The organism is Phytoactinopolyspora alkaliphila (assembly GCF_010550695.1).
Lineage (GTDB): Bacteria > Actinomycetota > Actinomycetes > Jiangellales > Jiangellaceae > Phytoactinopolyspora > Phytoactinopolyspora alkaliphila.
Genome location: NZ_JAAGOB010000003.1, coordinates 167,933 through 191,325 on the forward strand (window position 1 = coordinate 167,933; position 23,393 = coordinate 191,325).

Annotated in this window: 20 protein-coding genes and 1 riboswitch; of the genes, 13 read left to right on the forward strand and 7 right to left on the reverse strand. The window is 68.5% G+C overall.

The annotated features are described in order from the left end of the window. Nucleotides 1-11 precede the first annotated feature (11 nt). Complete coding sequence (locus tag G1H11_RS06815) at nt 12-665, reverse strand: M23 family metallopeptidase (protein ID WP_163817374.1); 654 nt, start codon at nt 663-665, stop codon at nt 12-14. A 370-nt stretch (nt 666-1,035) separates the two neighbouring features. Here G1H11_RS06815 and icmB point away from each other — a divergent pair, with 370 nt between their 5' ends. The 4 genes from icmB (at nt 1,036) to sucD (ending at nt 7,287) form a co-directional block, all read left to right on the forward strand. Beyond that, nucleotides 1,036-1,458, forward strand: a complete 423-nt coding sequence (icmB, locus tag G1H11_RS06820) for a coenzyme B12-dependent isobutyryl CoA mutase small subunit (protein ID WP_216843517.1) — start codon at nt 1,036-1,038, stop codon at nt 1,456-1,458. Between the two features lie 161 nt (nt 1,459-1,619). Beyond that, complete coding sequence (locus G1H11_RS06825; protein WP_163817376.1) at nt 1,620-4,889, forward strand: phosphodiester glycosidase family protein; 3,270 nt, start codon at nt 1,620-1,622, stop codon at nt 4,887-4,889. Nucleotides 4,890-5,185: 296 nt separating this feature from the next. Next, on the forward strand, nt 5,186-6,373 hold the full coding sequence (gene sucC, locus G1H11_RS06830) for an ADP-forming succinate--CoA ligase subunit beta (RefSeq protein ID WP_163817378.1): 1,188 nt from the start codon (nt 5,186-5,188) through the stop codon (nt 6,371-6,373). 14 nt (nt 6,374-6,387) lie between these two features. Next, nucleotides 6,388-7,287: a succinate--CoA ligase subunit alpha gene (sucD, locus tag G1H11_RS06835; protein WP_163817380.1), complete on the forward strand. Its 900-nt coding sequence runs from the start codon at nt 6,388-6,390 to the stop codon at nt 7,285-7,287. A 250-nt stretch (nt 7,288-7,537) separates the two neighbouring features. Here the strand turns inward: sucD and G1H11_RS06840 are convergent, their stop codons facing one another. The 4 genes from G1H11_RS06840 to G1H11_RS06855 all read right to left on the reverse strand — a co-directional run bounded on the left by G1H11_RS06840 (nt 7,538) and on the right by G1H11_RS06855 (nt 11,207). Next, nucleotides 7,538-7,909, reverse strand: a complete 372-nt coding sequence (locus G1H11_RS06840; protein WP_163817382.1) for an RNHCP domain-containing protein — start codon at nt 7,907-7,909, stop codon at nt 7,538-7,540. Nucleotides 7,910-8,207: 298 nt separating this feature from the next. Then, nucleotides 8,208-9,650 carry a hypothetical protein gene (locus tag G1H11_RS06845; RefSeq protein WP_163817384.1) on the reverse strand — a complete coding sequence of 481 codons (1,443 nt, stop codon included), beginning with the start codon at nt 9,648-9,650 and terminating at the stop codon, nt 8,208-8,210. After that, a complete protein-coding gene (locus tag G1H11_RS06850) occupies nt 9,643-10,152 on the reverse strand; it encodes a SigE family RNA polymerase sigma factor (protein WP_163817855.1) in 510 nt (169 codons plus the stop codon). The genes G1H11_RS06845 and G1H11_RS06850 overlap by 8 nt, the downstream gene beginning before the upstream one ends. Before the next feature lie 176 nt (nt 10,153-10,328). Continuing rightward, nucleotides 10,329-11,207, reverse strand: a complete 879-nt coding sequence (locus G1H11_RS06855; protein ID WP_163817386.1) for a hypothetical protein — start codon at nt 11,205-11,207, stop codon at nt 10,329-10,331. A gap of 343 nt (nt 11,208-11,550) precedes the next feature. Between G1H11_RS06855 and G1H11_RS06860 the strand changes: the two genes are divergently transcribed. The 9 genes from G1H11_RS06860 to G1H11_RS06900 all read left to right on the forward strand — a co-directional run bounded on the left by G1H11_RS06860 (nt 11,551) and on the right by G1H11_RS06900 (nt 21,539). After that, nucleotides 11,551-12,786 (forward strand): cell division protein PerM, encoded by a 1,236-nt coding sequence (locus G1H11_RS06860; protein WP_163817388.1) that lies wholly within the window; start codon nt 11,551-11,553, stop codon nt 12,784-12,786. Nucleotides 12,787-12,847: 61 nt separating this feature from the next. Then, nucleotides 12,848-13,477, forward strand: a complete 630-nt coding sequence (purN, locus tag G1H11_RS06865; protein ID WP_163817390.1) for a phosphoribosylglycinamide formyltransferase — start codon at nt 12,848-12,850, stop codon at nt 13,475-13,477. Nucleotides 13,478-13,607: 130 nt separating this feature from the next. Continuing rightward, nucleotides 13,608-13,694, forward strand: a riboswitch (ZMP/ZTP riboswitch). Nucleotides 13,695-13,754: 60 nt separating this feature from the next. Then, a complete protein-coding gene (gene purH, locus G1H11_RS06870; RefSeq protein ID WP_163817392.1) occupies nt 13,755-15,347 on the forward strand; it encodes a bifunctional phosphoribosylaminoimidazolecarboxamide formyltransferase/IMP cyclohydrolase in 1,593 nt (530 codons plus the stop codon). An 86-nt stretch (nt 15,348-15,433) separates the two neighbouring features. Beyond that, nucleotides 15,434-16,306, forward strand: a complete 873-nt coding sequence (locus G1H11_RS06875) for a bifunctional methylenetetrahydrofolate dehydrogenase/methenyltetrahydrofolate cyclohydrolase (protein ID WP_163817394.1) — start codon at nt 15,434-15,436, stop codon at nt 16,304-16,306. A gap of 203 nt (nt 16,307-16,509) precedes the next feature. Then, nucleotides 16,510-17,637: a citrate/2-methylcitrate synthase gene (locus tag G1H11_RS06880; protein ID WP_163817396.1), complete on the forward strand. Its 1,128-nt coding sequence runs from the start codon at nt 16,510-16,512 to the stop codon at nt 17,635-17,637. Continuing rightward, nucleotides 17,634-17,981 (forward strand): DUF3017 domain-containing protein, encoded by a 348-nt coding sequence (locus G1H11_RS06885; RefSeq protein ID WP_216843519.1) that lies wholly within the window; start codon nt 17,634-17,636, stop codon nt 17,979-17,981. The genes G1H11_RS06880 and G1H11_RS06885 overlap by 4 nt, the downstream gene beginning before the upstream one ends. A gap of 19 nt (nt 17,982-18,000) precedes the next feature. Then, on the forward strand, nt 18,001-19,008 hold the full coding sequence (locus G1H11_RS06890) for a malate dehydrogenase (RefSeq protein ID WP_163817398.1): 1,008 nt from the start codon (nt 18,001-18,003) through the stop codon (nt 19,006-19,008). Nucleotides 19,009-19,140: 132 nt separating this feature from the next. Further along, nucleotides 19,141-20,358: an NADP-dependent isocitrate dehydrogenase gene (locus G1H11_RS06895; RefSeq protein ID WP_163817400.1), complete on the forward strand. Its 1,218-nt coding sequence runs from the start codon at nt 19,141-19,143 to the stop codon at nt 20,356-20,358. A gap of 227 nt (nt 20,359-20,585) precedes the next feature. Then, nucleotides 20,586-21,539 carry a hypothetical protein gene (locus G1H11_RS06900; RefSeq protein ID WP_163817402.1) on the forward strand — a complete coding sequence of 318 codons (954 nt, stop codon included), beginning with the start codon at nt 20,586-20,588 and terminating at the stop codon, nt 21,537-21,539. 44 nt (nt 21,540-21,583) lie between these two features. Here G1H11_RS06900 and G1H11_RS26920 read toward each other — a convergent pair whose 3' ends face one another. Together G1H11_RS26920 and G1H11_RS06910 are read right to left on the reverse strand one after the other, a co-directional pair. Further along, nucleotides 21,584-22,207, reverse strand: coding sequence for a DUF2087 domain-containing protein (locus tag G1H11_RS26920; protein WP_216843520.1), 624 nt, complete (start codon nt 22,205-22,207; stop codon nt 21,584-21,586). 99 nt (nt 22,208-22,306) lie between these two features. Beyond that, entirely contained in the window at nt 22,307-23,311 is a 1,005-nt protein-coding gene (locus tag G1H11_RS06910; protein ID WP_163817404.1) for a siderophore-interacting protein, read from the reverse strand. Nucleotides 23,312-23,393 lie beyond the last annotated feature (82 nt).

The following is a 23,393-nucleotide window of genomic DNA, read 5'->3' on the forward strand; positions in this document are numbered from 1 at the left end:
GGTGACGAAGGCTAGAGGTTGAGGCCTTGCTGGGACAGCCATGCCACCGGGTTGACCGGGTCGCCGCCACCGGGGCGGATCTCCAGGTGAAGATGCGGGCCGGTGCTGTTTCCGGTGGAGCCGACACGGCCGATGATGGTCCCGGGCTCGACCTTGCCGGAGGAGAGCACGATGCGCGACAGGTGCGCGTACCAGCTCACCGTGCCGTCGTGGTGCCGGATGGCCACCTTGTAACCGTAGGACCCGTCCCAGCCGGCCGAGATGATCTCGCCCGCGGACAGCGCCCGCACATCGGAGCCGTACGAGGCGGCCAGATCCACGCCCGTGTGGCCCGACGCCCAGAGCCGGCCGGAGGAGCCGAAGCCGGCACTGATCCGGTAGCCGGCACTGATGGGGTTGACCCAGCGCTTCGCCTCGCGCTCGGCGCGGGCGGCGGCCTCTGCCGCTTCCTGGCGCTGCTGCTCGACGATGCCGCTGTGGGCACGGGTCGCGGTCTCCGACGCCTCAGTGGCGAGAGACTGCCCAGCGGCGGAGATGCTGTCGAGAGCACCACCGGAACCGCTGACCGATGTCATGGGACGGTGAGGCACGGCTTCGAGAGGCTCACCTTCGGCGTGACCTGCCGCCTGCGGCATGGCCAGCGCACCCGAGGCGGCGGCTGCCATCGCGACCGATCCCACGACGGAGGGGACCGTGACGTGCCTGTGGCGACGGTGGCGACCGCTACCGGAGCGTTTCGACACGCGTGTGTACCTTCCGACGAACGAAGTGGGACGTCGGGGACGATAGCCCGTCCTTGGTAGCGCGCACAAATGACTCGGCCGAGTTCCCCTAGGGGGTTCCCCGGTATGCCGTCACGCAGAGTGATGCGTAGGTCCTGTAACCATGCTGTGACCAGGACTAACGTGCATACCCATGTGAAAGGCGTCACATTTGTGCGGTTTTAGCGACGACGTGTGACCTTCGTCACATTGTTGGAAGAGTCTCAGGGCATGGACATAGTGCGAAGGGTGTTGTCGCAGGTAGCCTGCACGTGTGGACGAATCGAACACGAGCGCGCACCCGCTGCGGGTTGTGGTCGCCAAGCCAGGATTAGACGGACACGACCGGGGCGCCAAGGTGGTCGCGCGTGCCCTGCGCGACGCCGGGGTGGAGGTGGTGTACACCGGCCTGCACCAGACGCCGGAGCAGGTGGTGGAGACCGCCATTCAGGAGGATGCGCAGGCTATCGGCCTGTCGATCCTCTCCGGCGCGCACATGACCTTGTTCAAGAGGGTGCTGGAGTTGCTCGCCGAGCGGGATGCCGCCGACATCGTCGTCTTCGGCGGCGGCATCATCCCGGAGGCCGATATTCCCCTACTGGAAGAACTCGGGGTATCGAAGGTCTTTACCCCCGGAGCCAGTACTCAAGACATCATCGCCTGGGTGAACGGACTGCGCTCATCGCACGCGGCGTGAATCCATGAGGCGGGCATTTCACATTTATTCATGGATTCGACCCCCACAGGTCTAGAAAAGGTCTAGACCTATCCGGTGTAATGACCCCACCGTCCAAAGCCGGACGGCTTGACGCGAGTGGGGTGAACGGGTTGACCAGCAGACGCAGTACACATGCGCTGATGACCGCGGCCCTGGCTGGTGTGGCGCTGCTTATCGCGCCCGTAGCCGGTGCCTACACCACAGAACAGGCGACATCATCGATCGCCGTGCCCGGGGCATCGGTCCCGGTCGACAGTGAACAGCTCACCATCGCGCCGGGCATGGACCTGGCCACCTTCGCCAGCCTCGAGGCCGACGGCTGGAGCTCTGGATCAGTCCTGACGGTCGACGTGGACGCGGACGTGACGTTCGACTACCAGTACTCGGGGACGGTCACGGAGCTGGAAACCGTACGGTCCGGAGCGGAGCGCACCGGCGCCACGGCCGCCGTCAACGGTGACTTCTTCGACATCAACAACTCCAACGCGCCCATCGGGGCCGGCGTCAGCCGCGACGAAGGACTGGTCAGCTCACCGCTCCCGGGCCGCCACCAGACCGTCGCCGTTACCGAGAGCGGCGCCCTCCAGCTCGCACAGGTCTTCCTTGAAGGTCAGGTGGTCGTCGACGACGGCCCTGAACTGGAGCTGGCCGGAGTCAATACCCACAGCATTCCCGCGGGAGGCATCGGCCTGTTCACCCCCGTCTGGGGCGCGTACACGCGCTCGGCGGCACTCGGCAACGCGTCCACGACAGCCGAGGTCACCGTCGTCGACGGTGTGGTGACAGAGGTCGGTACCGAGGTCGGCGGCGGTTCGATCGACGACGACACACTCGTCCTGGTCGGCCGGGATGCGGGCGCGGAGGCGCTGCTGGCACTCGAGCCGGGCACGGAGGTCGACGTCACCTACGCCCCGCGCTCCGACATCGGCGAGATCGTCGCGGCTGTGGGGGGCAATCAGGTACTGGTGCGCGACGGCGCCCCGCAGACCTTCACCGACCAGGCGGTGCACCCGCGCACGGCGGTGGGCATCAGCGAAGACGGTAGCGAGGTGTTCCTCGCCGTCATCGACGGACGGCAGTCGCACGCCCGGGGGATGAGCCTCACCGAGCTCGGCGAGTTCATGCGCGGACTCGGAGCGCACAACGCGCTCAACATCGACGGCGGCGGCTCCTCGACCATGGTGGTCCGGGACCCCGGGACGCCCGACCACGAGGTGATCAACAGTCCGTCGGACATGGAAGAGCGGCGGGTGGCCAATGCCCTGGCCGTCTTCGCGGGCGGTGGCACCGGCACCCTGACCGGCTTCCGGATGCTCACCGACGCGGAAAGCGACCGGGTCTTCCCTGGGCTCACCCGCACGGTCACCGCGCTCGGTCACGATGAGGCACACGACCCGGTGGACACCGCGCCGTCGTGGTCCGTCGAAGGAGACTCGGCGCAGGTGGAGGGCGACGGCACCTCGGCCACCGTCACCGCGACCGAGCCCGGCTCGGTGACCGTCGTGGCTTACGACGACGAGACCCGAGGCGAGCTCGACATCACCGTCCTCGGCGAACTCGCCCGGCTCACCCCCAACGCCAGGCTGGTTCCGCTGGCCGACGCGGAGTCGACCGGCCGGATCGAACTCACCGGATACGATGCCGAGGGCTTCCGGGCCCCGGTCGAGCCGGTGGACGTCACCGTCTCCGGCGGCGACGGGGTGGTCGAGCTCGTCCCCGACGCCTCCGGCTTCACCGTGCGTCCGCTCACCGGAGACGGTTCGGCCCTGCTCACACTGGCGGCCGGCAACACCGAAGCGCAGGTAGCGGTGACCGTCGGGCTGGTCGAGGAGCTCGTCGCCGACTTCGCGGACGCGAGCGACTGGACCATCAGCTTCGCGCGTGCCACCGGAAGCATCGAGCCCACCGAAGGCCCGGACGGCCGCTCCGGCGTCCGGCTGGCCTACGACTTCACCGGCCCGAACACCCGGGCCGCCTACGCCGCGCCGCCGGAGCAGTTCGAGCTTCCGGGACAGCCACAGGCGGTCAACGCGTGGGTCCGCGGCGACGGCAACGGCACCTGGATCCGGATGCGCCTCTACGACGCGCAGGGCACCCTGATCACGCTCAACGGCGGCTACACCACGTTCACCGGCTGGCAGCAGCTCAGCTTCCCGGTGCCCGAGGGAACCGAGTACCCGTTGACGTTCAGGGACATCTACTCCGTCGAGGCCAACGGGTCGTCGAACTACAACGGCGAGACCTCGTTCAGCGACATCAGCGTCGAGGTGGCGCCGGAGGTGGAGCTGCCGGTGCGAGAGACCTTCCGAGACCCGGTGGTACTGGTCAATGGGACCAACGACGACGCCGCTCACCGCATCGCGGTGATGAACGACTCCCAGTTCGTCGGGCGTAACCCGGACAGCGACATCGTTCAGGCCGCACGCCGGACCCTGCGGGAGATGAAGGCGGCCGGCCCGGACGCGCTCATCATCAACGGTGACTTCGTCGACGAGGCCGCCCCGGAGGACTTCGCTCTGGCCCGGAAGATCATCGACGAGGAGCTGGGCGACGCGGACTTCCCCTGGTATTACGTGCCCGGCAACCACGAGGTCCAAGGTGGCCCGATCGAGAACTTCATCGCCGAGTTCGGAGACACCCAGCATGTCTTCGACGTGGGGAGTACTCGAGTGGTGACCCTGAACACGGCCTACGGCACGCTGCGCGCGGGCGGCCGTGAGTTCGACCAGATCATGGTGCTGCGCGAGGCTCTGGACGAGGCCGCGTCCGACCCGTCGGTGACCGGCGTCGTCGTCGCCGGACACCACCCGCCGAACGACCCGCTGCCCACCGCCAACAGCCAGCTCGCCGACCGCCGGGAGGCAGCGATGGTGGAGAAGTGGCTGGCGGACTTCCGGGCCGAGTCCGGCAAGGGCGCCGCGTACATCGCCGGCCACGCCGGAGTGTTCCACGCCTCGTCGGTGGACGGCGTCCCGTACGTCGTCGTCGGGAACTCCGGCAAGGGCCCAGCGAGCACGCCCGACAACGGCGGGTTCACCGGCTGGACCATGCTCGGTGTCGAGCCCGGCCGGGCGGGCGGGTCCGGCTGGCTGAGCGCGGAGATCCTGCCCCGGGTGGACGAGCTCACGCTGGACGCGCCCGCCCGGGTGGTGGCCGGTTCCACGGCGTCCGTCGAGGCCTCGGTCCGGCAGGACGAGGTCCGTACGGTGCCGGTCGCGTGGCCGGTCAGCGCCGAGTGGTCCGGACAAGGCGTTCACGTCGGCGCCCCGGGCGACGCGGACCGCAAGGCCGTGCTCGCCGTCGACCCGGCGACCGGCGTCGTCACCGGCTTGCGGCCCGGCGTCGCGTTCCTGACGGTGACGGTGAACGGCGAGTCGGAGACGGCCCGGGTGCTGGTGGCGCCGCGTTAGGGCACACGTCCCGGTTCTGAAGATCGTCAGCGCGTGGGGCATTCGGTGCGGCGTGCCCGACGCGCTGACGGTCCCCGCGCGCGGCTCCATTCGTGATGACGAGCCCTGGCCGGTGTGGTGTGAAGCTGGTCACGGTGACGCAGCTCCGGGCCAGGGCGAATACCAGCTGTGCTCGGCGCGCCGATAGTCTGCCCTTGGCCAGATTGGCACTGTGAGTAGTCGCGTGGCCTTGTGAACGAGTTCGCGTGACCTCGAGTGACTCAACGCAACCGCGACACGACAAGGACGTAGCCCGCGTGGATCTGATGGAATACCAGGCGAAGGATCTCTTCGCCAAGCACGGCGTCCCGGTGCTCCCGGGATCAGTCGCCGAGACGAGTGAACAGGCGCGCCGCACCGCTGAGGAGATCGGCGGCCAGGTTGTGGTCAAGGCCCAGGTCAAGACTGGTGGCCGTGGGAAGGCCGGTGGCGTCAAGCTGGCCGAGAACCCGGCCGAGTCCGAGGAGAAGGCCGAGGCGATCCTCGGTATGGACATCAAGGGGCACACCGTGCACCGGGTCCTGGTCACCCAGGCCAGCGACATCGCCGAGGAGTACTACGTCTCCTACCTGCTCGACCGCGCCAACCGCACGTTCCTGGCGATGGCCAGCGTCGAGGGTGGCGTCGAGATCGAGCAGCTCGCGGTCGAGCGCCCGGAGGCGCTGGCCAAGATCCCGGTGGACCCGCTGGCCGGTGTCGACGCGGCCAAGGCCGCCGAGATCGCCGATGCCGCCGGGTTCGGGGCCGACGTCCGCGACCAGGTGATCGACGTCCTGCAGACGCTGTGGACCGTGTTCACCTCCGAGGACGCCACGCTGGTGGAAGTCAACCCGCTGGTGAAGACGCCGGACGGCAAGATCGTCGCCCTGGATGGCAAGGTCAGTCTTGATGAGAACGCGGAGTTCCGGCAGGAGGATCACGCCGCCTTCGAGGACAAGGCCGCCGCGGACCCGCTCGAAGCCCGGGCCAAGGAGAAGAACCTCAACTACGTCAAGCTCGACGGCGAGGTCGGCATCATCGGCAACGGCGCGGGCCTGGTCATGTCGACGCTGGACGTTGTCGCCTACGCCGGTGAAGACTTCGGCGGTGTGAAGCCGGCCAACTTCCTGGACATCGGCGGCGGCGCGTCGGCCGAGGTGATGGCCAACGGCCTGGAGATCATCCTCTCCGACCCTGCGGTGAAGAGCGTCTTCGTCAACGTCTTCGGTGGTATCACGGCGTGCGACGCCGTGGCCAACGGGATCGTGCACGCCTTCGACCTGCTGGAGAAGCGCGGCGACGACGTCAGCAAGCCACTGGTGGTCCGCCTCGACGGCAACAACGCCGACGAAGGACGGCGGATCCTCTCGGAGTTCGCGGCCTCGGCGGCCGACGGAGTCATCGAGCAGGTCGACACCATGGACGGTGCCGCGCGCCGCGCGGCTGAGCTCGCGGCCGCGAAGTAAGGGACGACGACACCATGGCCATTTTCCTCAATGAGAACAGCAAGATCATTGTCCAGGGCATCACCGGCGCGGAGGGCACCAAGCACACACAGCGGATGCTGAAGTCCGGCGCCAACGTCGTCGGAGGCGTGAACGCCCGCAAGGCGGGCCAGGAGCTCGACTTCACCGAGTTCAAGCGTGACGCCGTGCTCACCGTCTACGGCACCGTCGCGGAGGCGATGGAAAAGACCGGCGCGAACGTGTCGGTCGTCTTCGTGCCCCCGAAGTTCACCAAGGACGCCGTCATCGAGGCGGTCGACGCCGGCATCGAACTGCTGGTCGTGATCACCGAGGGGATTCCGGTCCACGACACGGCGGAGTTCTGGGCCTACGCCCAGAGCAACGGCAACAAAACGCGCATCGTGGGGCCGAACTGCCCCGGAGTCATCAGCCCCGGCAAGTCGAACGCAGGCATCATCCCCGCCGACATCACCGCGGCCGGGCCCATCGGGCTGGTGAGCAAGTCCGGCACGCTCACGTACCAGATGATGTACGAGCTGCGCGACATCGGCTTCTCCACGTGTGTGGGCATCGGCGGTGACCCCGTGATCGGTACTACGCACATCGACGCGCTCGAGGCGTTCGAGGCCGACCCGGACACCAAGGCGATCGTCATGATCGGCGAGATCGGCGGCGACGCCGAGGAACGGGCCGCGGCCTACATCAAGGAGAACGTGACCAAGCCGGTGGTCGGCTACATCGCGGGCTTCACCGCTCCGGAGGGCAAGACCATGGGCCACGCCGGCGCCATCGTGTCCGGCTCGTCGGGCACGGCGGCTGCCAAGGCGGAGGCGCTGGAGGCGGCCGGGGTCAAGGTCGGCAAGACCCCGTCGGCCACGGCACAGCTCATGCGCGAGGTCATCCAGGGCATCTGACGCTCTCCACCCGGAGTTGGTCACCTGATCGTCGATTTGTCGTCTGATCCCCCCACGACGTGGGTGCTAAAGATCAGGTGACGAACTCCGGCCGGACACGGCGGCAACGTCATCTGATCGTTCACCGTCCACATACTGAGAAGCGATCAGACGGCACACCAGTCCCGAAGCGGGCTGGAGCGTCGTCTGATCGCCCCGGCGCGGACGATCAGGCGACAAATCGACGATCAGGTGACAATCCGCGCTTGCGTCAGAGGCGCGCCACCTGATCGAGTGGGAACGGTGGCCGTGCGAGCGGCCGGACCGCGAGTGCCAGCAACATCAACGCGTTGTCATCGCCAGCGATCCGGTTGCTGCTCAGCTCGTCGCACCTGAGACAGCGGTGAACCACCAGCCACTCGCCGTCGCGGCGTGTGGTGATGGCGATCGGTTCCATCCGCGCTCCACAGGACGCGGCCCGGTCACCGGGCTTGACGTCGACATGCATGCTCCATAAGCAGGTGGGGCAGTGGTTGCGGTGCGCGGTGCCGGGTGCGTCGGCGGAGACGTCGAGCCGGCAGTTCAGACAGCGGAAACTCTGTGGACGACGCCGGTGGCGTACGCCCGTGGTGGTTTTGGACACGGGGCTCCTTGATGGGTGCACGACGGCTGGATGGTCGCGCGCTCCGCATTCATGAACTCACCGTCCCGTGTCAGTGCCGGGCTCCTGGACGTCGCCGCGGTGTGTCTATCCAACGCCGCCCGCCGCGCTCGCCGCAACTGGATTTCCGCGTACGACGACGTCCTGACGCCTTGCCGTCGTCCTGACCCCTTCCAGTCGTGCCAAACCCCGGTGATGAGCCGGTTGGCGCGACAAATGAGCGCCAGGACGACGGGAAGGCGCCAGGACGACGGGAAGGCGCCAGGACGCCCGCAAGGCGTCAGGACGAGCCCTGATGGTCCCGCAGGTGGTCGGCGGCGCGGACCAGAAGCTCGGTCAGCTGCTCCGGCGTGAGGTCGCGATCCTCGAACTCGCTGAATCCGGTGGAGACCACCGACATCTCGCTGCCCTGGACCACCGCGCCGTACACGAAGACCGTGTTGAACTCGTCGTTCTCCGAGCGCCACGTGGTGAGCGAGTAGTCGTCGCCGTCGACCGAGCCGGTGTTGGTGACCTCGTCGCCCTCCTGTTCGAACTCGTCGGCGGCGCTCACGAGGTCGTCGTAGTGCGCGCGGGCCGCGGCGTCGTCGGGGAACCGGGCGATCGACTGGTGCAGCAGCGGCCCATCGGCCGGCTCCTCCGGCACGTAGGCCCGGGTGAGCAGCGACGACGCGCCGGCGGCGACCGGGTCGACCACCAGGTTGTGCAGCGGCCATCCGGACGGCCCGTCCTCGGTCGGGTCCAGCGGCTCGTCACCTTCGACCACGGTGTCGTACCCCGGAATGCTCGCGATGTCCTCGACGGTAAGCCAGCCGGCGAGATCGCCGACTGGTTCCTGGTCGAGCCGACGCTTGGACACCTCACCGACGCATTCCGTGCCGAACGCGTCACACAGCCGCTGCGCGGCCAGCTCCGACCGTTCCTCGGCCATGTTCATGTTGTCGTCCTGGCCCGGGCCACCGTCGATCACCATCGTGATGTGGTTGCCCGTGCGCACGAGCCGGACAGCGACCAGGTGAGCGTTGGCGAAGTCGATCGGCTCGTCCAACCGGGACCAGTAATGGGCCATCCACGCCTCGTCGCCCAAGCCGTCAACGGCCCACACCTGGCTGAACTGGGTGTGCGGCTCGTCGCTGTCCCCGGCTTCTTCCTCGAACTCCCGGATGCAGGACTCCATGTCGGCACGGAGCTGGGAGAACCGGCCCACAGGGTCGCCGGTCTCCTCGATGAACTGCAGGAAATAGCCGTCGTCGCTGTTCGAGAAGTACTTGTACGCGGCGCCGTCGGGTACGGCGGGCGCGCAGTCGAACGGTACTTCCCTGGCGTCGCCCTCCACCCACTCGGGGAACTCGTCACCGGCCTCCAGCTCGGGTGTGATGTCCTCGGTGGTCAGGAACGCGGACTCCGGAACCGTGGAACCGTCCGGGGGCGGCGTGGCGTCGTCGGTCTGGTCCGGGTCCGCGGTCTCGTCGGGGCTCGGTACCGTGGTGGGCGTCTCGGTTCCGGCAGGCTCCGGCGCGGAGAACAGGCTGTCCTGCGTCACGCCGATGAACCCGGCCACAATCACTGCCACTCCGGCCAGGGCCACACCCGTGATCTGGTTGCGGGTGCGCTGGGCCGCTCGTCGCCTGGCCGCCGCCGGTCCGTCCAGCCGGACACCGGAGAGGTCGGTGTTCAGGGAGTCGAGACGGTTCCGCAGCCGGTCGTCGAAGTTGTCACTCACGGCCGTCACCTCCCGTCGTCAGGCTCGTATCGTCTTTGAGCAGTTCCGCGAGCGCCGATCTGCCGCGAGACAGCCGGGCCTTGATGGTCCCGGTTGGTGCTCCGGTCTCCCGGGCGACGTCCTCCACGCTCATGCCCACCAGATGGTGCAGGACGATGGCGCGGCGTTGCGCCTCCGGAATCTTGCGCAACGCCGTGACCAGTGCCACGTGATCGGGGCTGGGCGGCGCGGTGTCCTCCGGTGTCCCGAGGCGGGTCATCGCGGTGACCGCGTTCTTGGCCTTGCGCCACCGGCTGGCGGCGATCCGCCAGGCGACCGTACGTACCCATGCTTCAGGGCTGTCCGCCTGGCTGACCGTCTTCCACCGCTGCCATGCCCGGGCGAAGGCCTCCTGCGTGCACTCCTGTGCGTCGGCCAGGTTCCCGGTCATCGCGTACATCTGGTGGAGGACGCGGCGGTTCGACGCGTTGTAGAACGCGTCGAAGTCCGCGGCAGCATCCATCTCGTCCTCGCTCGCTGTGTGTGGCTCGTAGACCGCTCCTGCTCGGGTGCGACCTTCAGTTGTCAAGACTCTCGACCGGCGTCCCTGGTTGCATCTTGTTCGGCTGCTTCGTCATGAGATCGGAATGCGGCGGGCGGCGGGGCGGTCAACGACGCTGCCGCACGCCCGGGCTCCCCTCAGCCGAACGTCCGGCCGAGCGCCCGGTCGAGCGCGTGCGCGAGAGTCCGTGCGGCGTAGGCGTCCCATGCGCCGTGGGTCGGGTCGTCCATGGCGCCGAAGACGACAACGACGACGACGTTCTCCGCGCGCGCCATCGCCACCGCGCTGAACGACGACGAGGAACCCGGATTGCTGGGGCCCGGCTCGTCGTCGATCGTCCAGACCAGCCCTTCTTCGCCGCCGTCGACGTCCAGGGATGCGGGGTCGCGGACTTCTTTGATGCGCTCCGGTTCGGCGTCGCGGCACGTCTCGGGCGCGATCGTGTGATCGGTGATGATCCGCTCGGCCTGCCCGGTGTCCGGCATCCGCAGGACGAACTGGACCAGACTGCTCTCCAACTCGTGGGTCCAGCTGGCGGCGAGGAACGGGTCCGCGCCCACATGCAGCAGGTCGTCGAGACAGCGATAGGCGAGCCACTCGGCGTCCGGCGGCGCGTCACTGGTCATGGTGAAGCCGCCGTAGTCGCCCACCGGGTTGACGTCCTCGTTGGTGAGGAGCGGGTCCGGGGCCAGTTCGAGCACGGAAGCGGACGGAACTCGCGACGCCTCGGCCGGCGGTGCGTATCCGTGCCCGCCCGGCCCGGGACTGGTGGACGCGGTCGTGCCGGCCTGCGCCCCGAGCTGGCGGTCGTCGGCGGGAAGTAGCGGTGGGAGCAGCCCGAACACGCCCACAGCCGCGACGATGCTGCCTGCCAGAACCGTCCCGGTGATCTGGTTGCGGGTCCGTTGCGTGCCCCGTCTGCGCGCGGCACGGGGGCCAGGCAGGCAGGCCGGCGGGAACTCGGAGCCCAGGGTTGCGAACCGGTGGCGTAGATGTTCGTCGAAACTGTCGTCCATCGAGCTCACCTGCGCCCAGCTTCGGACGGACGCGGCGATCCTGTCCGTCTGCTCGCGGCTCCGGACGGACGTGGCGGTCCGGCAGATGGTTCCGGATGCCGGAATCGCGCCGCCTCCATCGTCCCCTCGCCTGCCTCTCGGTGCATGCCACGGCCGGCCCTCAAGGTGGCCGCCTCCACCTGTGAAGACCCTCGAAAGCCCTGGATGGTTGCAGGCGAGTCCTTCGCCGGTGACCGCGTGCCGGCACACGCACCCCGGACAGGTCCGGCTTGTGAGCAAGAGTCCGTCCTTCCTCGGCGTGGTATGCGGGGGAATCCGGCTCTGAACGGCGACCATGAGAAGCGTGTCCGACCTGCTGACCCGACCCTTGCTCCGCCGGGACGAACCCTCGTGGGGCTCCCGCGTGCCGTGGTTCGCGGCGGTGCTGGCTTCCGGGTGGGTGCTCGTCGCGACCCTGGCCCTCGGCGTGTTGCCCGCCGTCGCGGTCTGGATTTCGGACGGTGCGGACTCGGCATTGACCGACCCGTTGCGGTTCGGCGCCCGCATCTGGCTCGTGGCACATCGCATCGGCCTCGACGTCGACGGTGCGGACTTCGTGTTCGCGCCGCTCGGCATGACCGTCGTCGTCATGCTGCTGATGTACCGGTCGGCGCGCTGGGCCGCACATCAGGCCGGGACGGCGACCCCGCGCGCCATAGCGGCCGTGATCGTTCCGGCCGTGGTCGTGTACGGCGCCGGTGCCAGCCTCCTGGCCACGTTCGCCACCGCGGGCGACGTGTCGTCGTCGCCGCTGACGGCGGGCGCCGTGGCGGCAGCCTGGGCACTGGCCGGCTTCTCCCTGGGCGTGCTGCACGAGACCGGCTTCGACGAGGTATGGCTGGCCAGGCTGTCGCCCGAGGTACGTGCGGCACTCGCCGGCGGCGGCGTGGCGATCGCCGGCCTGGTGCTCGTAGGCGCGGCGTTGACCGTTGCCGCCTCAGTTCTCAACGCCGGGCAGATCGGCATGCTCGCCGACGCCCTGGACGCGGGCTCGCTGGGGACCTCGGTGCTGGCCGCCGGCAGCGCGGCGGTCATGCCCAACGTCATCGTGTGGGCGGCGGGGTTCTCCCTGGGGCCGGGTTTCGCCGTCGGGGCGGAGACTGTCGTCGCTCCCAGCGGTGTGGAGCTGGGGATGCTACCGGCCGTCCCCGTGCTGGGTGCGTTGCCGGCCGAGGTGCCCGGCACGTTCGCGTGGCTCGTGCTCGCCGGGCCGGTGGCCGTCGGGGTGCTTGCCGGCCTGCTGGTGTACCGGCGCCTGGCACAGCACCAGGAGCCGCTGTCGACGATGGTCCTCGCCGCGGGCGGTGCCGGCGCCGCGGCAGCCATCGGCATGTCCGTCCTGGTGACGCTGTCCAGCGGATCGATCGGCGCTGCCCGGCTGTCCCAGGTGGGGTCCGTGGCGTGGGAGGTGGCGGCGATGACGTTCCTCCTCGTCGGCGTCCCCGCGACCATCACCGCGACCGTGCTGAGGTGGCGCAGCACCCGATCGTCCATGATCATCGGCGATCCCGCTCATCAGGATGTAGGTAACCGTCAATGATCACCGGTAACTAGGCGCCTAGACTGGCTTCACACCGCCATCGGAACCGAGGAGAGCTGCGTTGCGTTATGCCCCAGTCGCCGGGCGGCCGTTCCGGATCGTCGTCCTGATCTCGGGTGGTGGAAGCAATCTCGCGGCGCTCTTGGAAGCGTGCGCCGACCCGGCCTACGGCGTGCGCGTCGTCGCTGTGGGCGCTGACCGGGACGGCATCGCCGGGCTGAAGACCGCATCAGCTGCCGGGGTGCCCACGTTCGCGGATCGGGTGAAGGACTACTCCGCTCGTGCGGAGTGGGACCAGGCCCTGACCGGGCACGTGGCGGCGTTCGAGCCCGATCTGGTGGTGTCCGCCGGCTTCCTGAAGCTTGTGGGGCCGCTCTTCCTGGACCGCTTCGAGGGCCGGTACGTGAACACCCACAACTCGCTGCTGCCCGCGTTTCCCGGCATGAACGGCCCGCGCGACGCTCTGGAGTACGGGGTGAAGATCGCTGGGGCCACCTTGTTCTTCGTCGACGCCGGTGTGGACACCGGGCCCATCCTGGCTCAGGTGGCGGTCCCGGTGCTCGGCGACGACGACGTCGACACGCTGACCGAGCGGATCAAGACCGCCGAGCGTGCCCAGCTCGTGGAATGCGTCGGCCGGCTCGCTCAGCACGGATGGACGCTGACCGGGCGCAAAGTAACCGTCCCGTAGCGTGCCCACGGCGGGGCCGGCCGGAAGAAGACCGACATTGTCCGGCCTATGACCCCGACAACGTCGGTTCTCCTGCCGGTTCTCCGCCGAGCCGGACGGGCGGCAGACGGCGTGCTGAGCCTGTTAAGGTTGGTGCCGTCGTGACTGGCGCAGGGTGGATCACCACCGGGGAGCGACACCAGCAGCAGACATCGGGTCGGACGCCTGGGCCCGTGTCGAAGGACCGTCGACGCGGCCGCTGCTTCGTGCGTAGGCCGCCGCTCGCGACAGGAGTGAGATGAGCGCCACAAGTTCCCCTGCCCCCGTTCCGGCTGACGCCCAGATTCCCATCACCCGTGCGCTGATCAGCGTGTACGACAAGACCGGGCTCGACGAGCTGGCTCGCGGCCTGCATGAGGCCGGGGTGGCGATCGTCTCCACCGGCTCCACGGCCTCCCGGATCGCCGACGCGGGTGTTCCGGTCACCAGGGTGGAGGAGCTCACCGGCTTCCCGGAATGCCTCGACGGCCGGGTCAAGACCTTGCACCCCAGGGTGCACGCCGGCCTTCTCGCCGACCTGCGGCTGGACACCCACCGTGACCAGCTGGCCGAGCTGGACGTCGAGCCGTTCACCCTGGTGGTCTGCAACCTCTATCCCTTCGCGGACACGGTCGCCTCCGGTGCCGGCGAAGACGAGGTGATCGAACAGATCGACATCGGCGGACCGTCCATGGTGCGGGCGTCGGCCAAGAACCACGCCAACGTGGCCGTCGTCGTCGACCCTTCCCGCTACGGTGAGGTGCTCGCGGCGGTACGCGCCGGCGGCTTCACCCTGGCCGAGCGGCAGCGGCTGGCCGCCGACGCCTTCGTCCACACCGCCACATACGACGTTCATGTCGCGTCCTGGATGGGCAATGTCCTCACCGACACGTCGTCCGGCACCGCGTTCCCGGCCTGGCTGGGCGGTACCTGGAACCGGGAATCGGTCCTGCGATACGGCGAGAATCCACACCAGGCCGCGGCGCTGTACCGCTCCGGCCACGGTCACGCCGGGCTGGCCGGGGGCACGCAGCTGCACGGCAAAGAGATGTCCTACAACAACTACGTCGATGCCGATGCGGCCTGGCGGGCGGCCCACGACTTCACCGACCCGGCGGTGGCGATCATCAAGCACGCCAACCCGTGCGGCATCGCTGTCGGCTCGGACGTGGCCGAGGCCCACCGCAAGGCGCACGGCACCGACCCGGTGTCGGCATTCGGTGGGGTCATCGCGGTCAACCGGCCATTGAGCGCTGCCGCGGCCGAGCAGATCGCCGACGTGTTCACCGAGGTCGTCGTCGCTCCTGAGTTCGACGACGACGCCCTGGCGATCCTGACCCAGAAGAAGAACATCCGGTTGCTCCGGGTCGACGCCGACGGGCCACGCGCGGTGGAGACCCGGGCGATCTCCGGTGGCCTGCTCATGCAGCAGGTGGACCGGATCGACGCCCCGGGGGACGACCCGTCGTCGTGGACTCTGGCCACGGGCGAGCCGTCCGACGAATCCACCCTCGCCGATCTGGCCTTCGCCTGGCGGGCGGTGCGGGCGGTCAAGTCCAACGCGATCCTGCTGGCAGCTTCCGGCGCGGCCGTCGGCGTGGGAATGGGGCAGGTGAACCGGGTCGACTCCGCGCGGCTCGCGGTGTCGCGCGCGGGTGACCGGGCGCGCGGCTCGGTCGCGGCCTCCGACGCGTTCTTCCCGTTCCCGGACGGGCTGCAGGTGCTCATCGACGGCGGTGTGCGCGCCGTCGTCCAGCCCGGCGGTTCCGTGCGCGACGACGAGGTGATCGAGGCGGCGCGGGCCGCCGGCGTGACGATGTACCTCACCGGTTCCCGGCACTTCTTCCACTGACCCTTTGCTCGGTTACGTCCTGCAAGGTGAGGGCCAGGGCGCACGGGCTGCAGGACGGAACAACAACACGTGAGGACGCACTGACCATGACGGCGAAGATTCTGGACGGCACGACGACGGCGGCCACTATCAAGGCCGAGCTCACCGAACAGGTCGAGAAGCTCACCGCTGCCGGCCGGACCCCCGGACTCGGCACCGTGCTGGTGGGTGACGACCCGGGTTCCCGCTGGTATGTCAACGGCAAGCACAAGGACTGCGCAGAAGTCGGCATCACCTCCATCCGCCACGACCTGCCGGACACCATCACCCAGGCCGAGCTCGAGGGCATCGTCGACGAGCTGAACGCGGACCCGGCGTGCACCGGATACATCGTGCAGCTGCCGTTGCCCGCGCACATCGACACCGACGCGATCCTTGAACGAGTGGATCCGGCCAAGGATGCCGACGGACTGCATCCCACGAACCTGGGCCGGCTGGTCCTCGGGGTGAACACCGAGCTCACCTCACCGCTGCCGTGCACCCCGAACGGGATCATCGAGCTCCTGGTGCGGCACGGCATCTCGCTGGCCGGGAAGGAGGTCGTCGTCGTCGGGAGAGGCGTCACGGTCGGGCGGTCGCTGCCGCTGCTGCTCACCCGGCGCGCCGTCAACGCGACCGCGACCCTGACCCACACCGGCACCGCGGACCTCAACTCGCACCTGCGCAACGCCGATGTGATCGTGGCCGCGGCCGGGGTGCCGGGCATCGTCACGCCCGACGCCGTCAAGCCGGGCGCCGTGGTGCTCGACGTCGGGGTCAGCCGCGAGCTCGACCCGGGGACCGGCAAGTCACGGATCGTGGGCGACGTGCATCCAGATGTGCGGGAGATCGCGTCGTGGATCTCACCGAACCCTGGCGGCGTGGGCCCGATGACGCGGGCGATGCTGCTGTCCAACGTCGTCGACGCCGCTTCCAAATGATCATGTAAACCATGCCTTCTCGTGCTTCACCATGCCTACAGGCCTGGTAAAGCACGAGGAAACCTAGTTAACATGATCATTTAGCTGGTGTGAGATTCTGGGGTCGACGCGCTCCGCGCACTGATCGCTGGGCCGGGGGCGGCGGCGAGGCTACGCTTCGGTAGGGTGTCGCCGACCCCATGACCGAGGAGGTCTCAACACACATGGCCGACAAATCCTCTCGCGGCCTTGCCGATATCGTGGCGGCGACGACGTCGATCTCGGATATCGACGGAGAAGAAGGCCGCCTGTTCTATCGCGGCTACGACATCCAGGACATCGGCGGGCGCATCTCCTTCGAGGAATGCGTCCACCTCTTGCAACGCGGCACACTGCCCACCCGGCAGGAGCTGGACGCCCTGACCGAGGAGCTGATGGCGGCTCAGCACATCGGTCCCACCACGGAGGCTCTCCTGCCGCACGTGACCAGCGGCGGAACGCCCATGGAGGCACTGCGCACGCTGGTGTCGTCGCTGTCCGCGGACGATCCCGACGTGGGCGATTCGTCCATCGAGGCGGACCGGCGCAAGGCCACACGGCTGGTTGCTCAGATGCCGATCCTGGTGGCGCGCTACGAGGCAGCCCGCCAGGGCCGTCAGGCCCCGCAGATCGACCCGGAGCTGAGCATCGCCGGGAACTTCCTACTGCAGATCGGCGGCGAGCGGCCGTCGGAGCGTGCCGCGGAGATCTTCGACGCGTGCCTGGTGCTGCACGCCGACCACACCATGAACGCCTCGACGTTCACCGCCCGGGTGATCGCGGCCACCCTGTCGGACATTCACTCGGCCATCACCGGCGCCATGGGCGCCCTGCGTGGGCCTCTGCACGGTGGCGCCAACGAGGCCGTGATGAACACGCTCTCGTCCATCGAGGGCGACGTCGACGCCGTCGACGAGTTCGTGCGCGCCGAGCTCGAGGCCGGCCGCAAGCTGATGGGCTTCGGCCACCGCGTCTACAAGACCGAGGATCCGCGCGCCACCTTCCTGCGCAAGATGAGCGAGGAACTGGCCGAGCTCACGGGCAACCGGCGGTACTACGAGTTCTCCCGGCGGATGGAACAGGTCGTCTTCGATGCCAAGGGCCTGTACCCGAACGTGGACTTCTACGCGGCCAGCGTCTATCACGCACTGGGAATTCCGACGGACCTGTTCACCCCGGTCTTCGCCATCTCCCGGATGAGCGGCTGGACGGCCCACGTCATCGAGCAGCACGAGGACAACAGGCTGATCAGGCCGGCCAGTGAGTACACCGGCCCCACCGATCAGCGCTGGGTAGAGATATCCGAGCGGTGACAGTGACCGAGGGACCGGCGAGAAAGCGCAGCCGCTGGGCGACCGCCGCGGAACGGCGGATGACCCCGGCGAGCTGGTTCCGGGCCGTGTTCCGGCAATGGCCGTTCCTGATCGCGCTGGGCATCGTGATCGCGGGGGTTCTCGTCGTCGTCGACGATCACTTCAAACGCGGCACCGTCATCATCGCGGGCGGTGTGTGCGTGGCGGCGTTCCTGCGGATGATCCTGCCGAACAGCCGGGCCGGGCTTCTGGGGGTGCGGTCGCGTTTCCTCGACGTCCTGACGCTCGGGTTTCTGGGCGGGGGTACGCTCATTGCCGCGCTCATCGTTCCACCTCCGAGTTAGTCCGTCCTAGGAGATTCATATGGTTCACGCCCCTGCCACCGTCACCGTCACTGGCGCCGCCGGTCAGATCGGCTACGCGCTGCTCTTCCGGATCGCGTCGGGACAGTTGCTGGGGCCGGATACGCCGGTCAAGCTGCGTCTGCTGGAGATTCCGCAGGCGGTGAAGGCGGCCGAGGGCACCGCCATGGAGCTGGACGACTGCGCGTTCCCGCTGCTGAGTGGTATCGACATCACCGACGACGCGGGCCGGGCCTTCGACGGCGTGAACGTGGCGCTGCTGGTGGGCGCGCGGCCGCGGAGCAAGGGCATGGAGCGCGGTGACCTGCTGGAGGCCAACGGTGGCATCTTCGGCCCGCAGGGTGCGGCGATCAACGCCGGCGCGGCTGACGACGTGCGGGTCCTCGTCGTCGGGAATCCCGCCAACACCAACGCCCTGATCGCCCAGGCGCACGCGCCCGACGTGCCGGCTGACCGCTTCACGGCGATGACGAGGCTAGACCACAACCGGGCGTTGTCGCAGCTCGCGGCGAAGACCGGCGCCAGCGTGGCCGACATCTCGAAGCTGACAATCTGGGGCAACCACTCCGCCACGCAGTACCCGGACCTGTTCCACGCCGAGATCGCCGGGACGAAGGTCACCGAGACGTTGGACATCTCCCCTGGCGGCAAAGACCAAGCGTGGCTGGCCGACGAGTTCATCCCGACGGTCGCCAAGCGCGGCGCCGCCATCATCGAGGCGCGAGGTGCGTCGTCGGCGGCATCCGCGGCCAACGCGGCGATCGATCACGTGCACGACTGGGTGCACGGCACCCCGCAGGGCGAGTGGACTTCCGCCGCCATCGTGTCCGACGGCTCGTACGGGGTACCGGAAGGACTGGTGTCGTCGTTCCCGGTCGTCGCTCGGAACGGTCGGTGGGAAGTCGTTCAGGGGCTCGACGTGAACGAGTTCTCCCGGGCGCGGATCGACGCGTCGGTGCGGGAACTGGTGGAGGAGCGGGACGCGGTCAAGGATCTCGGCCTGATCTGAAGTCCCGCTCCGGTGGTGATCGTCACCTCGCCGCACCACCGTGCGAGGGTGGCGATCACCGGGCGGAGCCGGCCATGAACGGCTCTGGTATCTTGACGTCGAGAGAATCCGGACAGCAGGAGCGTTGAACTTATGGCGAAGATCAAGGTAGCCGGCCCCGTCGTCGAACTCGACGGTGACGAGATGACGCGGATCATCTGGTCGTTCATCAAGGAACGGCTGATCCACCCGTACCTCGACGTCGATCTGCGGTACTACGACCTCTCGATCCAGCACCGCGACGAGACCGAAGACCAGGTCACCATCGACGCGGCCAACGCGATCAAGGAGCACGGCGTCGGCGTCAAGTGCGCCACCATCACGCCGGACGAGGCGCGGGTCGAGGAGTTCGGCCTGAAGAAGATGTGGCTCTCGCCCAACGGGACCATCCGGAACATCCTCGGCGGCGTGGTCTTCCGCGAGCCGATCATCATCTCGAACATCCCGCGCCTGGTGCCGGGCTGGACCAAGCCGATCATCATCGGCCGTCACGCCCACGGCGACCAGTACCGCGCCACCAACTTCAAGGCTCCCGGTGCCGGCACCGTCACCATCACCTACACGCCGGCCGACGGCTCGGAGCCGATCCAGCATGAGGTGGTGAACATGCCCGAGGACGGCGGCGTCGTCATGGGCATGTACAACTTCAACAAGTCCATCGAGGACTTCGCCCGCGCGTCCCTGTCCTACGGGCTGCAGCGCGGCTATCCGGTCTACATGTCGACGAAGAACACCATCCTGAAGGCCTACGACGGCGCCTTCAAGGACATTTTCGCCGATGTCTACGAGCGCGAGTTCAAGGCCGACTTCGAGGCCGCCGGGCTCACCTACGAGCACCGGCTCATCGACGACATGGTGGCCGCCGCGCTCAAGTGGGAGGGCGGCTATGTCTGGGCGTGCAAGAACTACGACGGAGACGTCCAGTCCGACACCGTGGCGCAGGGCTTCGGTTCGCTCGGCCTGATGACCTCGGTGCTCATGACGCCGGACGGCAAGACGGTCGAGGCGGAGGCGGCGCACGGCACCGTCACCCGGCACTACCGCCAGCACCAGCAGGGTAAGCCCACGTCCACCAACCCGATCGCGTCGATCTTCGCGTGGACCCGTGGCCTGATGCATCGCGGCAAGCTCGACAACACACCCGAGGTCACCGGCTTCGCCGAGGCCCTCGAGGACGTCGTCATCAAGACGGTCGAGTCCGGTGTGATGACGAAGGACCTGGCGCTGCTCGTGGGCAAGGACCAGGAGTGGAAGACCACTGAGGAGTTCCTCGCGGCTCTCGACGAGAACCTCGCCGCCCGCCTCGCCTGAGGTGTGTCACCTGATCGTCGCTTGTGCACCTGATCGCTTCCGTGGAAACGATCAGGTGCACACGTCGTTGTGGGCACGCTGTACAGCGGCGGACAACGTCACCTGATCAACTCCGGCATGTGGACGGCAGATGATCAGGTGGCTGAAACGGCGCCCGCGGCGCTGGTTGGTCATCTGATCCATTAATCACTGTCGGCGTCCCGTCCCTCGCCGGTACCGTCACACGTATGGTCGATGTTGAGACGTTCCGGGCTCTGGCGAGGTCGTCGCCATGGCTGTGGTCGTCGATCCAGCTGACCAGGACCATGATCGGGCAGGAGAACGACGAGCGGGTGCGGGCCTGGATCCGCCGGCCGGGCCTGATGCGAGTGGAACCCGAGGGCGGCGTAGCCACGGTGATCCACGAGTCGCGCGATGCGGGACGAGGCGGTGCCGGGCTGGGCACCATGGCGCGTGGCCGTGCGCGGTACAGCGACGCGGAGCCCGATCGGCCCCGGTCCGTCGCCTCGCGCCTGTTCGGGTGGTCGGCGTACGTGAGCATGGGTGCCGCGGAGCCAGGCGTGGTGGATCCTCACGACGATGCGGCGGGCGCACCCACCGGTGAGGCCGAATTCCGAACGCCCCAGGATCCGCTGGCGCCGCAGCCGGTGTGGCGCGACGACGGGCTGGTCGCCACCCGCGCGGACGGCTTCACCGTCGAGTACGACGATCCCATGTATGTGAACTACCTGTGGGTGGCGATGCTCGACCCGCTGGAACTGGCCGACGGCATCGAGCACGACGACGGCGGCCTGCCCGACGACGGCGGCCTGGCCGACGACGGCGGCCTGGCCGACGACGGCGTCCGGCCGCCAGGCGTCGAGGTGCTGGAGCTGACCGAAAGCCTCCGGCACGGCCGGCCGACGCTGGACGTCCTGGTCCGGCCCACCGCCCACTACAACCCCCGGTGTACCTGTTGTGCGCTGCTGTTCAGCGAGGTGACGGCCAGACTGCTGCGTGAAGAAGGTGTGCCTCTGCCCGAGCCGATGCCGGTGTTCCCCGACGCACACCGGGTGTCCTTGGACCGCCGGACGGGCATCTGCGTCGAGCTGCGCGACGTCGGTGGTGATCGGGACGGGGTCGGGTTCGGCGTCGTCATCGAGGAGGTCGACGCGGTCTATACGGACGCGTTGTTCGGATGAAGGCGGTGTGGGGACCTGCCTGGCGGGTTGTTGCGGCGTCTGCTCTACGGGGTGTTCTTCGGGTGGACCGTGGCGGCCGGGGTCCTCGTGCTGGCTCGTTCGGGCGTGGAATCCGCACCGGCCGGCTCGGCTCCGACACGACGATAGTCGGCGCTGCCGGCGCGGGTCAGCAGCCCGCTATCGACCATGAGCCTGCGCAGCGTGGCGTGGTCGTCGTAGACCTCGTTGAGCATCTGATTGACCTCGGCCTCGGAGAGAACCCGGCCAGCGGGGATCAAGCGGACCAAGACGCCAGCCACGCGCTCCCGTGTACCTCGGTCCAGAGGAAGCGTCGTCAGCCGCCCGTTCGCGAAGAACCGAAGGAGGTCCGGCTCCTCCGCGAGGAGCCTCGTCACCGGAAGACCGGCCAAGAGCCCGTCCGCGGCGGTGCTCAACGGAGTCATGTCTGCGGCAACCGTGTGGCTGTGAAGGGCCAGCAGGCCGCACTCCTGTAAACGGACGATGTCTTTCAGTAGGGATTTCGGCGGCACGTCGAACTCAGCGGCCAGGGATTGGACCGAGGTGTTGGCACCTCGCTCCTGACGTGTCAGCACGGTTGCGAGCAACTCGAGCCGGGCAGGTGTGGACAAGGCCTTGAGAATGGCCGCGGCGCGGCTGATCTCGGACACGGCTTCCCCAGTACTGTCGACGACGTCCGGCAGCCCTGAACGTACAGCTCCGCCGTAACCCCTGTCGACGGAATTTCGCCGCCACGGGCCGCCGCGCTGTCAGCCGTCGTCGAGAGAGCGGCCGAGGCGCCAGTAGCCCATGAACGTCACGGCGCGCTTGTCGATGCCGCGCTCGCGGACCAGATGGCGCCGTATCGCCTTCACCGCGCCTGCCTCGCCGGCCACCCATGCGTAGACCGTGCTGCTGGTGCCGGCCGCGACCTCCCAGAGCACCTCGAGGTCGATGTCCACGGTGTCGACCAGCGATGAGTGGTCGAGGGTGGAGGCCGGTGCGTCGAACGTGGCGGCACTGACCGCCTCGACCAGCCGCTGGCCGTGCGGGACAGCGGTGCCGTCGGGCAGCTGACGCGGAAGCCATGTGATCTCTGTGTGCTCCGGCGCTGGCAGGTCGAGCACGTCCGCGGGGGCGGGCACTTCGAGGAACACGCGTACGCGGGCAGCGGTCTGCGCATGGGTCAGCGTGTCCAGGATGCCGCCGATCGCAGGAACGGCAGTCTCGTCGCCGGCGATGAGGATGTCACGGGCGGCGGGCGGCGGGTTCCACTCGTGGCCGCGGCAGTCGCCGTCGTGCAAACGGTTCGGCCCGATGGCGGCGAGCTCGTCGCCCACCGAAGCGGTGGCCGCCCAGATGGCTGCCGGTCCGGTCGGGCCGAGATCACCGTGGCCGTGCAGGACGAAGTCGACGTCGAGCTCGCGCTGCTCGGGACGGACGGCACGGATCGTGTAGGTGCGCACGGACCCGCGGACTGCCGGGTCCATGGCGCGGTATTGGAGATACCAGTCCGGCCCCGAGAACTCGGGGAGGTCCTGTCCCGCTCGGGGGATGTAGAGCTTGATGCGCTGGTCGGGGCCGTCGTGGCCGAACTGGTCGAGATCCTCTCCGGTGAACGTAATCCGGAGGAAGGCGGGGCTCAGCTGCTGCACCCGCGCGACGACGATCCGGAACGGCCGCCATGGCGACACCTGCGGTGCCGGAGTGGTGTTGGTTCCGGCGGTGCCGGCCGGTGTGGTGGCGGCATCCTGTTCGGTTGCGGTGATGGTCATCAGATCCCCGTTGGAGCACAGCGTCGGTCGATGTCAGTGTAGCCGTAGCTAACTTAGGCGAGCCTAACCGCATATGGGGCGT

Bases quoted from the DNA above. Each gene is read 5' to 3' on its own strand.
- G1H11_RS06855 (WP_163817386.1), bottom strand. From the start codon at position 11,207: ATGGACGACAGTTTCGACGAACATCTACGCCACCGGTTCGCAACCCTG.
- G1H11_RS06900 (WP_163817402.1), top strand. From the start codon at position 20,586: ATGGTCGATGTTGAGACGTTCCGGGCTCTGGCGAGGTCGTCGCCATGG.
- G1H11_RS06875 (WP_163817394.1), top strand. From the start codon at position 15,434: ATGACGGCGAAGATTCTGGACGGCACGACGACGGCGGCCACTATCAAG.
- G1H11_RS06895 (WP_163817400.1), top strand. From the start codon at position 19,141: ATGGCGAAGATCAAGGTAGCCGGCCCCGTCGTCGAACTCGACGGTGAC.
- G1H11_RS06815 (WP_163817374.1), bottom strand. From the start codon at position 665: ATGGCAGCCGCCGCCTCGGGTGCGCTGGCCATGCCGCAGGCGGCAGGT.
- G1H11_RS06880 (WP_163817396.1), top strand. From the start codon at position 16,510: ATGGCCGACAAATCCTCTCGCGGCCTTGCCGATATCGTGGCGGCGACG.
- G1H11_RS06850 (WP_163817855.1), bottom strand. From the start codon at position 10,152: ATGGATGCTGCCGCGGACTTCGACGCGTTCTACAACGCGTCGAACCGC.
- purH (WP_163817392.1), top strand. From the start codon at position 13,755: ATGAGCGCCACAAGTTCCCCTGCCCCCGTTCCGGCTGACGCCCAGATT.
- G1H11_RS06890 (WP_163817398.1), top strand. From the start codon at position 18,001: ATGGTTCACGCCCCTGCCACCGTCACCGTCACTGGCGCCGCCGGTCAG.
- G1H11_RS06825 (WP_163817376.1), top strand. From the start codon at position 1,620: ATGACCGCGGCCCTGGCTGGTGTGGCGCTGCTTATCGCGCCCGTAGCC.
- G1H11_RS06910 (WP_163817404.1), bottom strand. From the start codon at position 23,311: ATGACCATCACCGCAACCGAACAGGATGCCGCCACCACACCGGCCGGC.
- sucD (WP_163817380.1), top strand. From the start codon at position 6,388: ATGGCCATTTTCCTCAATGAGAACAGCAAGATCATTGTCCAGGGCATC.